The sequence below is a fragment of the Billgrantia antri genome, from assembly GCF_019430905.1.
Classification (GTDB): Bacteria; Pseudomonadota; Gammaproteobacteria; order Pseudomonadales; family Halomonadaceae; genus Halomonas; species Halomonas antri.
This window is the reverse complement of record NZ_JAHYCA010000004.1, coordinates 285,754-298,828: the sequence shown is the minus strand read 5'-3', so window position 1 is coordinate 298,828 and position 13,075 is coordinate 285,754. Positions and strand designations below refer to the sequence as shown.

Annotated in this window: 10 protein-coding genes; 7 read left to right on the top strand and 3 right to left on the bottom strand. The window is 64.6% G+C overall.

Going from position 1 to position 13,075, the window contains the following annotated elements; all coding sequences use genetic code 11:
• Positions 1–20: 20 nt before the first annotated feature.
• Positions 21–683 carry a TetR/AcrR family transcriptional regulator gene (locus KPL81_RS12910; RefSeq protein ID WP_209477987.1) on the top strand — a complete coding sequence of 221 codons (663 nt, stop codon included), beginning with the start codon at positions 21–23 and terminating at the stop codon, positions 681–683.
• Positions 684–847: 164 nt separating this feature from the next.
• On the opposite strand, the gene KPL81_RS12905 is transcribed toward KPL81_RS12910, so the two are convergent.
• From KPL81_RS12905 to KPL81_RS12895, 3 genes are read right to left on the bottom strand one after another with little or no spacing between them, the layout of a single operon-like run.
• Positions 848–2,038, bottom strand: coding sequence for a cation diffusion facilitator family transporter (locus KPL81_RS12905; RefSeq protein WP_219792527.1), 1,191 nt, complete (start codon positions 2,036–2,038; stop codon positions 848–850).
• A complete protein-coding gene (locus KPL81_RS12900; protein ID WP_219792526.1) occupies positions 2,035–3,228 on the bottom strand; it encodes a 1-acyl-sn-glycerol-3-phosphate acyltransferase in 1,194 nt (397 codons plus the stop codon). The genes KPL81_RS12905 and KPL81_RS12900 overlap by 4 nt, the downstream gene beginning before the upstream one ends.
• 26 nt (positions 3,229–3,254) lie before the next feature.
• Positions 3,255–4,184 (bottom strand): recombination-associated protein RdgC, encoded by a 930-nt coding sequence (locus tag KPL81_RS12895; protein WP_219792525.1) that lies wholly within the window; start codon positions 4,182–4,184, stop codon positions 3,255–3,257.
• Positions 4,185–4,352: 168 nt separating this feature from the next.
• Between KPL81_RS12895 and KPL81_RS12890 the strand changes: the two genes are divergently transcribed.
• The 6 genes from KPL81_RS12890 to cmk all read left to right on the top strand — a co-directional run bounded on the left by KPL81_RS12890 (position 4,353) and on the right by cmk (position 13,057).
• The gene (locus KPL81_RS12890; RefSeq protein ID WP_219792524.1) at positions 4,353–4,781 is read left to right on the top strand and encodes an acyl-CoA thioesterase; all 429 of its coding nucleotides are present in this window, start codon (positions 4,353–4,355) and stop codon (positions 4,779–4,781) included.
• Between the two features lie 159 nt (positions 4,782–4,940).
• Positions 4,941–7,685, top strand: coding sequence for a DNA gyrase subunit A (gyrA, locus tag KPL81_RS12885; RefSeq protein ID WP_219792523.1), 2,745 nt, complete (start codon positions 4,941–4,943; stop codon positions 7,683–7,685).
• A 175-nt stretch (positions 7,686–7,860) separates the two neighbouring features.
• Positions 7,861–8,946 (top strand): 3-phosphoserine/phosphohydroxythreonine transaminase, encoded by a 1,086-nt coding sequence (gene serC / locus KPL81_RS12880; protein ID WP_219792522.1) that lies wholly within the window; start codon positions 7,861–7,863, stop codon positions 8,944–8,946.
• A 3-nt stretch (positions 8,947–8,949) separates the two neighbouring features.
• The gene (pheA, locus tag KPL81_RS12875) at positions 8,950–10,041 is read left to right on the top strand and encodes a prephenate dehydratase (RefSeq protein WP_219792521.1); all 1,092 of its coding nucleotides are present in this window, start codon (positions 8,950–8,952) and stop codon (positions 10,039–10,041) included.
• Positions 10,042–10,043: 2 nt separating this feature from the next.
• A complete protein-coding gene (locus KPL81_RS12870; protein ID WP_338035618.1) occupies positions 10,044–12,374 on the top strand; it encodes a bifunctional prephenate dehydrogenase/3-phosphoshikimate 1-carboxyvinyltransferase in 2,331 nt (776 codons plus the stop codon).
• On the top strand, positions 12,371–13,057 hold the full coding sequence (gene cmk, locus KPL81_RS12865) for a (d)CMP kinase (RefSeq protein ID WP_219792520.1): 687 nt from the start codon (positions 12,371–12,373) through the stop codon (positions 13,055–13,057). The genes KPL81_RS12870 and cmk overlap by 4 nt, the downstream gene beginning before the upstream one ends.
• Positions 13,058–13,075: the final 18 nt, after the last annotated feature.

Genomic DNA, 13,075 nt, shown 5'->3' with positions numbered 1-13,075 from the left:
CGTGGGAGTGTGAGGTCGCCATGCCCTACTCGACGAACCACAAGGCCAAATCGCGGGAACGCATCCTCAAGTCGGCCACCGAGCTATTCAGCCGTAAGGGTTTCGAGAAGGTTTCCATCGGCCAGATCATGAAGCTGGCCAAGATGACCCATGGCGCCTTCTATGCCCACTTCGCCTCAAAGGAAGCGCTCTACCACGCCTCGGTGCGCGAAACCCTGGAGAGCAGCCGCGCGGCACGGTTGGTCAAGGGGCCCCTCTCAGTGAAGCACCTCACGGAGCTGGTCGCCAACTGCTGGAACCTCCAGGAGTTGGAACGCAAGCACAAGCCAGGGCCCGAGACGGTGCTGTTCAATGAGATCGGCAACGAGAACGCCGAGATCCGCACGCTCTTCGAGGCCTCCTACCTGCGCATGAAGAAGATGCTGGAAACCCGCCTCATCGCCCTGAGCCGCCTGAAGAAGCTGCCGTTCGAGCCCGACCGCGAGATCATCGCCGACAAGTCCCGGGTGATTCTCGCTTCCTTGGTTGGCGCCGTGGCCATCGCCAAGAGCTTGCCCAGCGAGCAGGAGCGCCAGCACATCCTCAACGCCGCCCAGCGCAACATTCTGCAGATGCTCGGCGTTGAAGAGAGCGAGATGGAGGGCATGCTGGATGCCACAGGGCGCGAGCAGAGGCCTGCGTAGCTTAGCTCTCCAGGCAATAGCAGGCCCCGATCAAGAGTAAACGAGCGCGCAATCTGAAACCGGCTCTGTTTCCAGCCGGTTTAGAAATATAGAGATGAGAGAGCCTGGGAAAACTCAATTTGTGTTAGGAGACTTGTGTCAGCTGTATAGTGGTTGTTGTTGCTTTACCCCTTGCCCGGACCTTGCCACACTCGCAGCCTGCCCAGCCAGGTCAGCTCACGGGAAGATTCGCGAAGTTCGAGAGCGACATCTTCCAGGCTGCGCCGGGGCGGCAGCTCATGCACATAGACCGAGACATCGATCTGTTCGGCCAGGTAGTGCAGGTCCAGGGCAACACGATCCTGCCACACGGGACACTCTCGCCACGCCTCGTCGAGCATGCTTTCCACATCCTGGCGCAGTGGCAGGCCTGGACGCAGGCTATGTTCGATCTGGTCCGAATCATCTTCGGGGTCGATATGGAAGGTCACATCGGCCAGTTCGGGGTAGGCGTTGCGCAGTTGGCGACTCACCGCATTGCCGATCTCGTGGGCCTCGGAAACGGTCAGCCGTGGCGGAACCACGATATGCAGATCAAGGACGACGTGGCTGCCCACGGAGCGGGTGCGCAGGTCGTGCACGCTATCTACGCCGGGGACCGCCTCGGCAATAGCCTTCATCTGCTCCTGGTCCCTTTCAGGCAGGGCGGTGTCGATCAGCTCCCGGCCGGATTCCCACAGCAGTCGCCAGCCCACCTGGCCCACCATGACGCCGACGATGATCGCGGCCACCGCATCGACCCAGCCGATACCGAACTGCGCGGCCACCAAGCCGACCAAAACCACGCCGGTGGAGAGCGCATCCGAGCGGGAATGCCAGGCATTGGCCTCGAGCAGCCGTGAACGCACCCGCCTGGCCACTATCATCGTATAGCGGAAGATCCACTCCTTGGCTGCCAGGGATACCACGGCCACGCCGATGGCCCAGAGCCCAGGGGCAGGGATGGGCTCTCCGGCCAGCAGGCGTGAGAGGCTGGCCCAGGCGATGCCGCCAGCAACGAAAATCAGCACGCTGCCCAGCCATAGCGTCGCCAGCGTCTCGATGCGGCCATGGCCATAAGGATGGTCGCTGTCCGGTGCCTGGCGCCCGAAGTGGGTGGCGGCCATCACGAAGCCGTCGGTGACCAGGTCCGAAAAGGAGTGAATGCCATCAGCGATCAAGGCGGCAGAGCCCACCAGCAGGCCGGCGATGAGCTTGAGCAGCCCCACGAGGCAATCGATCCCCGCGCCGATCAGGGTGACCCGATGTGCCTCGCGAGCCTGGGTCTGACGACTGAGGGTGCTGCCTTGGGCAGGTGATGGTGACGTGGCGTTCATCGCGCTGAGGGCTTGTCGCTGTTCTCGAGCAGTGCGGCCTTGTTGCGCACCGGGTTGGCATACTGTGCCAACCACCAGTTGCGAAGCTCGGCGGGTACCTCGTTCAGCCGCGCCTGGAAACGTGCCCGGTCGACATCGCTGACCTCGCTCATGTCCAGGAGCTCGGACGCATCGCCCAAGGCTTCCAGTGCCAGGTAGTGGCTAGGAAACAGATGATAGCCCCCAATTACCTGACGGTCGATCTCGGCGGCCACGGCTTCCGGTGTATCGAAACCGGTGCCCAGCGGCTCTCCGAAGCGCAGCTCCACGCGTCCCTTGTGGCCGGTGATGCCGGCCACGATGGACTGGATATCCTCGTACTCGCTCTTCTCATAGCGCCCGTGGGTATGAATGGCATGTAGTTCACGCGCTTTCTGCAGGTCGCAGGGGTCGTACTCGTAGCTGATCGAGACCGGCACCATGCGCAGTTCGGCGATGGCATCGCCGATGGGAGCGGTGCGATCTTCCTGACGCCTGGCCATGGTCAGCATCTTGATGATGGCCGTATCGGTACGGTCGATGCCATCCTTGGCGCGCCCTTCACGCTGAGCCATCCAGATCGAATGGTTATCCGCGGTGATCGAGTGGCGAATGTAGCTCGAGAGATTCTGGTAGGCCGCCAGCATGGCACGCTTGCCGCGCAAAGCGCGTGGCACGATGAAGCTCTTGTTGAGCCTCATCAGATCGGTCACGTAGGGCTTCTTGAGCAGATTGTCGCCGATGGCGATGCGCACGGTATCGCGTCCGGCCTGGTGCAGGGCGTAGTTGACGAACGCCGGGTCCAGCGAGATATCGCGATGGTTGCCGATGAACAGGTAAGCGGTGTCGGGATTCAGCCGCTCCAGCCCTTCGACACTGAAGTCGTCAGTGGAGGTACGGATCATGCGCGCCATGTAGTGGGCCACGCGCATCTGGAAATCGTGCACGCTGGCCACGTCGCGCGTTTCGCGGCGAATGACATAAGACGCCAGAGTGCGGGCCAGCCAGGGCAGCGTTCGGCTCAGGCGTGGCAGGCGATAGCGGGTCAGGGCGTCCAGCAGTTCGCGGTTGCTGGCCAGGTTCGCCAAAACCGCTGCTACCTCGTCGTCCCGGTAGGGGCGGATGTCGGCCCAGGGATCCGTTGGAGTCGTGCCTGTTGCGGTGTCGGTCATCGGTGTGTCTTGGTTGCCGGGTTGGGTCATTCACTCGCCTGTGGAGCGGCATTGGCCTCGCCGCCCAGCCAAGCGATCAATTGTTCTATCTCTTCGGCCAGGGCCTGGGTCATCAGCATGAAGTCGGCTTCTAGGCGCACGATGGCATCACCATCGTCCTCGATCTCTCCCGCCTCGTCGATCAAGGCATCGCTGAAGCGCAGGGACTTGAGGGTCAGGTCGTCGTGCAGCACATAGGCTAGACGGCCCTCTATCTCGAGGCCCAGGCGGCTGGCCTGCCGACCGGCGGCGAGCAACTGCTGGATCTCGTCGCTGTCCAGATCCACCTGGCGGGCGCGCAAGACGCCGTCGTCACCCTTGGCCTTGAGTTCGACCTGATCGCCGAGCTGCAGCGTAGCGGGGCGTGAGCCTTCCTCGGCAAGCCACTCCGTCATCGCCCGCATCGGCAGGGTCTGGGTCGCCAGCGGCGTCACCTTGAGGCTGCCCAGTGTCTCGCGCAGCAGGTCCAGGGCTTCTTCGGCGCGCTTGCGTGAGCTGGTGTTCACTGCGATCAGGTGGCGCCGGGTGTCCCACCACAGGTCGACTTTCTGGCTGCGAATGAAAGCGCGCGGCAGCAGCTCCTCGTAAATCTGCTCCTTGAGTTCTTGCTTCTCCTGGCGGCGCAGCTTGCGACCCTCGCGAGCCTCGATGTCGGCGCTACGTTCTTCCAGCTCTTCGCGCACCACACCCGCGGGGAGCAGGCGCTCATGGCGCAGCAGGGTCATCAGGCGCTGTCCCTGCAGCTCGTGCAGCAGCGCGGTACCGGCGCGTCCGGCGGGAGGGCACCAGCCCACTCGCCGGGCTTCCTGGCTACCGGGTGTGCGCGCTACCTGCTCGGCCAGGGCGGCTTCCAGGTCGGCTGCCGGAATCTCCGCCGACCCGTGCAGGCGGTATAGGTGCAAGTGCTTGAACCACATGGAGCAAATCCCTGAGCGAAAGGACGCATATTATGGCGAAGGGGGCATCAGGGTTCCAGTGGCAAACGGTGGCCGTGGTCTGTCTGAATTCAAACTCTTGTTTGAATTCGCTGGGGCGGCAGGCCTAGAATCGAGCCGCATCATTTTCTGATAACCAAGGGGCTTGCCATGGACAATCGTATCTCCCGCGTCACTCTGCGTGTACGCGGCTACCACCTGGATGGCTATGGCCACGTCAACAACGCGCGTTACCTGGAGTTCCTGGAAGAGGGGCGCTGGGGTTACTTCGACGATCGCCCCGATCTCGCCCGGCATTTCGCCACCGGGAACCCGGCGCTGGTGGCGGTCAATCTCAACATCAATTATCGCCTGGCTGCGGTGGCCGGCGACGACCTCGAAATACTCACGCGCATTGCCGAACTGGGCAGCCGGAGCGCACGCATGTATCAGGAGATCCGCCGCATCGGCGACGGTCGGCAGATCGTCGATGCCGACCTTACCTTCGTCCTGCTCGACGTGCGTGCCCAGCAGTCGATGCCCATCGAAGGCGAGATTCGCCAAGCGCTGGTGCCGTTGATACTGCCGAAAGAGGCGTGACGCGCGCCTGTCTCCCGTTCCCGTGCGGCGAATCCTTTGCATGCGCCTCACGCTGCCTTTGTGCCGTCCGGAGTGGTATGATGGCAGGCTGTTAATGGCGCTACGTAATGAGCGTTTACCTAGTGCCAAATCGCTGTAGCGTAAAGGACTCGACAACCCATGGGTGACATCGCCAGAGAGATTCTGCCAGTCAATATCGAGGACGAGCTGAAACAGTCGTACCTCGACTACGCGATGAGCGTGATCATCGGCCGTGCGCTGCCGGACGTGCGCGACGGCCTCAAGCCGGTGCATCGGCGCGTGCTGTTCGCCATGCACGAACTTGGCAACGACTGGAACAAGCCCTACAAGAAGTCGGCCCGCGTGGTGGGCGATGTCATCGGTAAGTACCACCCGCACGGTGACAGCGCGGTCTACGACACCATCGTGCGCATGGCCCAGGACTTCTCCATGCGCCATGTCCTGGTCGACGGTCAGGGTAACTTCGGCTCCATCGACGGCGACAGTGCCGCGGCCATGCGTTACACCGAAGTGCGCATGGCCCGGTTGGCACACGAGCTGCTGGCCGACCTCGACAAGGACACCGTCGACTGGGTCGACAACTACGACGGCACCGAGCGTATTCCCGATGTGCTGCCGACCAAGGTGCCCAACCTGCTGATCAATGGCTCCTCGGGCATTGCCGTGGGCATGGCGACCAACATCCCGCCGCACAACATGGGCGAGGTGATCAACGGCTGCCTGGCGTTGATCGACGACTACACCCTGACCGTCGACGACCTGATGGAGTACATCTCCGGTCCCGACTTCCCCACGGCAGGCATCATCAATGGCCGCGCCGGCATCCTCGAGGCATATCGCACCGGTCGCGGGCGCATCTACGTGCGCGCCCGCCACACCATCGAGCACGACGACAAGACCGGCCGCGACCACATCATCGTCACCGAGCTGCCGTACCAGGTGAACAAGGCGCGGCTGATCGAGAAGATCGCCGAGCTGGTCAAGGACAAGAAGATCGAAGGCATCGCCGAACTGCGCGACGAATCCGACAAGGATGGGTTGCGCGTGGTGATCGAGGTCAAGCGCGGCGAGTCCGGCGAAGTGGTGGTCAACAATCTCTTCGCCCAGACCCAGCTGCAGAACGTCTTCGGCATCAACATGGTCGCCATCGAGGATGGTCAACCGAAGATCCTCAACCTCAAGGAGGTGCTCGAGGCCTTCATTCGCCATCGTCGCGAAGTCGTCACACGGCGCACCCTGTACGAGCTGAAGAAGGCTCGCGAGCGCGGCCACATCCTCGAAGGCCTGGCCGTAGCCATCTCCAACATCGACGAGGTGATCGAGCTGATCAAGGCCTCGCCGAGCGCCGCCGAGGCCAAGGAGAAGCTGCTCGACAAGGTCTGGCAGCCCGGCCAGGTCACCGCCATGCTCGAGCGCGCCGGCGCCACCTCGTGCAAGCCCGAGGAGCTGGAGGAGGGGTTCGGCCTCAACACCACCGGCACCGAATACCGCCTGTCGCCGGCCCAGGCCCAGGCCATCCTCGAGCTGCGCCTGCACCGCCTCACCGGCCTCGAGACCGAGAAGCTGCTCGACGAGTACCTGGGCATTCTCGAGAAGATCGCCGAGCTGATGGCCATCCTGGCCTCCAGCGAGCGCCTGCTCGAAGTAATTCGCGAGGAGCTCACCGCGGTGCGCGACCAGTTCGGCGACCCGCGGCGCACCGAGATCCAGGCCAGCCACCTCGACCTCTCCATCGAAGACCTGATCGCCGAGGAGGACATGGTGGTCACGGTCTCGCGTACCGGTTACGCCAAGACCCAGCCGCTCTCCGATTATCAGGCCCAGCGCCGCGGCGGACGCGGCAAGTCGGCGACCAGCATGAAGGACGAGGACGTCATCGAGCACTTGCTCGTGGCATCCACTCATGACACCGTGCTGCTGTTCTCCAACAAGGGCAAGGTCTACTGGCTCAAGGTCTACGAGATGCCGGCGGCCAGCCGCGGCTCGCGTGGCAAACCGCTGGTCAACCTGCTGCCGCTGGACGAGGGCGAGTCTATCAACGCCATCATGCCGGTGAAGGATTACAGCCCCGACTGCTACATTTTCTTCGCCACAGCCAAGGGCACGGTCAAGCGGACCAGCCTTGACCAGTTCTCTCGGCCGCGCAGCGTGGGCCTGATCGCCATCGACATCGAGGAGGGTGACCGCCTGGTGGGGGCCGCCATCACTTCGGGCAACGACCATGTCATGATGCTGTCGTCCAATGGCAAGGCGATCCGCTTCGAAGAGAGCAACGTGCGCGCCATGGGGCGTACCGCACGCGGAGTACGCGGCATGAAACTGCTGGGCGATGCCGAGGTGATCAGCCTGATCATTCCCAAGAGCCAGCAGATCGACGCCGACGCCGACAGCGAGACGGAAGGCGAAGAGGCTGCGACGCTCGAGAACGGCAACGGTGGGCAAATCTACATCCTCACCGCCTCCGAGAACGGCTACGGCAAGCGCACCCGTCTTGAGGAGTTCCCGCTGCGCGGGCGTGGCGGTCAGGGTGTCATCGCCATGCAGACCAGCGAGCGCAACGGCTCCCTGGTGGCAGCCATGCAGGTCTACTCCGCCGACGAGATGATGCTGATCACCGACCGTGGCACCCTGGTCCGGACCCGTGTCGATGAGGTCTCGATCACTTCGCGCAACACCCAGGGCGTGATGCTGATTCGCCTGGGCAACGACGAGAAGCTGGTCAAGACCGTGCGCATCGACGAGCCCGAAGCGGAGGCCGAGTTGGAGGTCGAGCCCGAGAACGATGCCGAGCACGCCCCGGAGGATGCGCCGCAAGCCGAGCGGCAGGACGGTCCGGACGCGGACGCAAACGGCGGTGCAGACGAAAACCACAACGACGAATAAAGCGTTTGCAATACCGGAAAGCGATGAGCTGTTCCGGCGACAAGCCTCGCGAGGGCGCTGTGAACCCATCCCTGGGCGCTACTTTTGCCATCCATGGCAAAAGACCCTCGCTATGGCTTGCCCCCGGCGCTCATCTCGCCTGGCCACGACATGAGTAGAACGGAACACCACGCTGATGACACGCCACTATAATTTCTGCGCCGGTCCCGCGGCGCTGCCCACCCCAGTGCTGGAACGCGCAAGGGAAGAGCTGCTCGACTACCAGGGTCGCGGGCTCTCGGTAATGGAGATGAGCCACCGCTCGCCGGAGTTCGTCGCCATTGCCGAGCAGGCCGAAGCCGACCTTCGCGAACTGCTCGCCGTGCCCGAGAACTACAAGGTGCTGTTCCTGCAGGGCGGTGCCAGCCTGCAGTTCTCCATGGTGCCGATGAACCTGCTGGGGCAGGGCGGGGCGGCCAACTTCCTGTATACCGGTATCTGGGGCAAGAAAGCACTGGCAGAAGCCCGGCAGCTCGGCTTCGCCGTGCATACGGCGGGCTCCAGCGAGCCCAGCGGTCACACCGAGGTGCCGACCCAGGCCGAATTGTCGCTCTCCGCGGATGCCGCCTACCTGCACTACACCGCCAACGAGACCATCGGCGGGCTCGAGTTCGACTACATCCCCGATGTGAACGTGCCACTGGTGTGCGACTACTCGTCCAGCATCCTGGCCGAGCCGCTGGACGTCTCGCGCTTCGGCGTGATCTATGCCGGGGCGCAGAAGAACATCGGCCCGGCGGGCCTGACCCTGGTGCTGGTGCGCGATGATCTGCTCGACCGGCGCTGCGAGCGCATCCCGAGCCTGTTCGATTACCAGGCCGTGGCCGAGGCGGGCTCCATGGTCAACACCCCGCCCACCTATGCCTGGTACCTGGCGGGGCTGGTGTTCCAGTGGCTCAAGCACGACATCGGCGGGCTCGAGGCCATGGCGACGATCAACGCGCGCAAAGCGGCCAAGCTGTACGCGGCCATCGACGCCAGCGGGCTCTATTCCAACCCCATCGCGATTCGCAACCGCTCGCGCACGAACATTCCCTTCGTCCTCGCCGACGAACGCCTCGACAAGCCGTTCCTGGCCGAGGCCGAGGAAGCCGGGCTGCTCAACCTCAAGGGCCACCGCAGCGTCGGCGGCATGCGGGCGAGCCTCTACAACGCCGTACCGGAAGCGGCCGTCGATACGCTGATCGACTTCATGGCCGACTTCGAGCAACGCAGGGGATAAGCCATGACCGATAGCCCCACCAACCTCGATTCGCTGCGCGAACGTATCGATTCGCTCGACAACGAGATCCTGCGCCTGATCAGTGCGCGTGCCGAGTGCGCCAAGCAAGTCGCCGAGGTCAAGACCAAGAGCGACCCGGGTGCCGTGTTCTATCGCCCCGAGCGCGAGGCCCAGGTGCTGCGCCGGATCATGGAACTCAACCCGGGGCCGCTCAACAGCGAGGAGATGGCGCGGCTGTTTCGCGAGATCATGTCCGCCTGCCTGGCGCTGGAGCAGCCCACCAAGGTGGCCTACCTGGGCCCCGAGGGTACCTTCACCCAGCAGGCCGCACTCAAGCACTTCGGCGAAAGCGCGGTGAGCATGCCCATGGCTGCCATCGACGAGGTGTTCCGCGAAGTGGAGGCGGGGGCAGTCAACTACGGCGTGGTACCGGTGGAGAACTCCACCGAGGGCGTGGTCAGCCACACGCTGGACTCTTTCATGGACTCCTCGATCCGCATCTGCGGCGAGGTGGTTCTGCGCATCCACCACCATCTGCTGGTGGCCGATACCACGCTGCGCGACAAGGTCTCGCGGGTCTATTCGCACCCGCAGTCCTTGGCGCAGTGCCGCAAGTGGCTCGACGCCCACTACCCGCGCGCCGAGCGCGTGCCGGTGTCGTCCAATGCCGAGGCGGCACGCATGATCAAGAGTGAGTGGCACAGCGCCGCCATCGCCGGCGACATGGCGGCCAAGCTCTACGGCCTGGAGAAAGTGGCCGAGAAGATCGAGGATCGCCCCGACAACTCCACGCGCTTCCTGATCATCGGCAGCCAGCACGTGCCCATGTCCGGCGAGGACAAGACCTCCATCGTCGTCGCCATGCGCAACCAGCCCGGTGCGCTGCACGATCTGCTCGAGCCGTTCCATCGCCACAGCATCGATCTTACCCGCCTGGAGACGCGGCCCTCGCGCACCGGGGTGTGGAACTACGTCTTCTTCATCGACTTCAAGGGCCACGTGGATGAGCCTCGGGTCGCCGCGGTACTCGAGGAGGTGCGCCTGCGCGCCTCCGAGGTGAAGGTGCTCGGCTCCTACCCCGTGGGTGTGCTGTAAGCGTGGTGGGCGGTACGACCCCACCCAATGAAGCTCGCATCCTCATCGTCGGCCTGGGGCTGATCGGCGGCTCGCTGGCCGCTGCGCTGCGTGCCGCCGGCTTTCCTGGCACGCCCGCCGAGGGCTCCGGGCCGGTAGAAATCATCGCTTGCGACCCGGATCGCAGTGAGATCGAGCGCGGCATCGAGATGGGCCTGATCGATTCGGGCGACACCCGGCTCACGCCGCTGGTGGAAGGAGCTACGCTGATCGTGCTGGCGGTGCCGGTGCTGGCCATGCGCGGCGTGATGGCTGAACTCGCCGCGGCGCTGCCGCCGGAGGCGCTGGAGGGTGACTCCCCGCGGGTGGCGATCACCGATGTCGGCAGTACCAAGGCCGCGGTACGTGACTGCGCCCTGGCAGCGTTCGGTCGCCTGCCGGCCGGGCTGGTGCTGGGGCATCCCATCGCCGGCTCCGAGAAGAGCGGCGTGGCGGCTGCCGACCCGCGGCTCTATGTCAACCACAAGGTCATCCTCACGCCCGCTGGCGAGACGGCGCCCGCTGCCGTGGCTCGGGTAAAAGCCATGTGGTGTGCCTGTGGCGCCGACGTGCTGCAGATGGATGTCGACCGCCACGATCAGGTGCTGGCGCGTACCAGCCATCTGCCGCATCTGCTGGCGTTCTCGCTGGTGGATACGCTGGCGCGTCAGGACGAGCGGCTGGAGATCTTTCGCTATGCCGCCGGCGGCTTTCGCGACTTCACCCGTATCGCCGGCAGCGACCCGGTGATGTGGCGCGACATCTTCACCGCCAACCGCGACGCGGTGCTGGCCTCCCTCGACGATTTCGAGGCCGGGCTCGGTCGGCTGCGTCGGGCAGTGGAAGCGGGCGACGGCGATGCTATGCTCTCCATTTTCGACCGTGCCAGCCATGCACGACACTATTTCGACACTCTGCTGAACCAGACCAGTTATCAGGCGGAATACCAGATGCAAGAACAAGGCAGACTCACCTTCCGGGCGGCGCCCGGTGGCCGCGTGGCCGGCCGCATTCGCGTGCCGGGCGACAAGTCGATCTCTCATCGTTCGATCATGCTCGGTGCGCTGGCCGAGGGCATCACCGAAGTGAAGGGTTTTCTGGAGGGCGAGGACAGCCTGGCTACCCTCCAGGCGTTCCGCGAAATGGGCGTGGCGATCGAAGGTCCGCACCAGGGGCGGGTCATCGTGCACGGCGTCGGCATGCACGGGCTCAAGGCGCCCTCCGGACCGCTCTATGTGGGCAACGCCGGTACCGCCATGCGCCTGTTCGCCGGCTTGCTGGCGGGGCAGGCCTTCGATACCGAACTGATCGGCGACGCCTCGTTGACCAAACGCCCCATGGGGCGCGTGGCCGACCCGCTGCGGTTGATGGGGGCGAAGATAGATACCGCCGAGGGCGGTCGCCCACCGCTCAAGATCCACGGCGGCCAGGCGCTCAAGGGCATCACCTACGACATGCCCATGGCCAGCGCCCAAGTGAAATCCTGCCTGCTGCTCGCCGGGCTCTATGCCGAAGGCGAAACGCGCGTGCGCGAGCCGGCCCCCACCCGTGACCACACCGAACGCATGCTGGCCGGCTTCGGTTATGAAGTTCAGCGCGAAGGCGATACCTGCTGGCTGCGAGGGGGCGGCAAGCTCACCGCTGCACCCATCGACGTACCCTCGGACATCTCCTCGGCGACCTTCTTCCTGGTGGCCGCGGCGATCACTCCGGGCTCCAATCTGGTGCTTGAGCATGTCGGCATCAATCCCACGCGCATCGGCGTGATCAATATCCTCAAGCTGATGGGCGCCGATCTGCGCCTGACCAACGAGCGTGAGGTGGGCGGCGAGCCGGTGGCCGACCTGCATATCCGCTATGCCCCGCTCAAGGGTATCGACATCCCCGTCGACCAGGTGCCCCTGGCCATCGACGAATTCCCGGCGCTGTTCATCGCGGCTGCCTGCGCCAACGGCACCACCCGACTGCGTGGTGCCGAAGAGCTGAGGGTCAAGGAGTCCGATCGTATCCAGGCCATGGCCGACGGCCTGGCGACGCTGGGCGTCGAGCACACCGTACGCGAGGACGGCATCGATATCGTCGGCAGTGGAAAAAATAGCGGCAAGGCCAAGGGGGCGAGCTATGGCGGAGGTCGCATCGACAGCCTGGGCGATCACCGCATCGCCATGGCCTTCACCGTGGCCGCGCTGCGCGCCGGCGCGGAAATCGTCATCGACGACTGTGCCAACGTCGCCACGTCGTTCCCCGGCTTCACGGAACTTGCCCGTGCGGTCGGCCTCAGAGTCAGCGAAGAGACGCAAGAGGTGAGGGCATGAACGACGCCAAGGTGCTGACACTGGACGGACCCGGTGGTGCCGGCAAGGGTACCATCAGCCGCCTGGTCGCCGAGCGCCTGGGCTGGCACCTGCTCGACAGCGGCGCGCTCTACCGCCTTACGGCGCTGGCGGCCCTGCGTCACGGCGTGGCGCTGGACGACGAGCTGTCGCTGGAGCGGTTGGCCGTAGAGCTCGATGTGGCCTTTCTCGCCGAAGAGGACAGGACTCGCGTGATGCTCGAGGGGAGCGAGGTCGGCAATGACATTCGCACCGAGCAGGTGGGGGATGCCGCCTCTCGGGTTGCCGCCCTGAATGGCGTGCGCCAGGCGCTGCTGCAGCGCCAGCGCGACTTCAAGAAGCCCCCCGGGCTGGTCGCCGACGGGCGCGACATGGGCACCGTGGTTTTCCCCGACGCCGAGCTCAAGGTGTTCCTCACCGCAAGCGCCGAGGAACGCGCGCGCAGGCGCCGTCTCCAGTTGCAGGAGGCGGGGGTGGATGCTAGTCTATCGAGTCTTTTGAAGGAAATTCAGGCACGCGATGCACGCGACATGCAACGCAGCGTGGCACCGCTCAAGCCGGCCGATGATGCCATCACGCTTGACACCACGAGCCTGAAGATACCGGAAGTGGTGGAACGGTTGACGGAGTGGCTGGCCGAGCGCGGCCTCGTCCCCGAGACTTGATCTCCCTTGCGGCGCTCT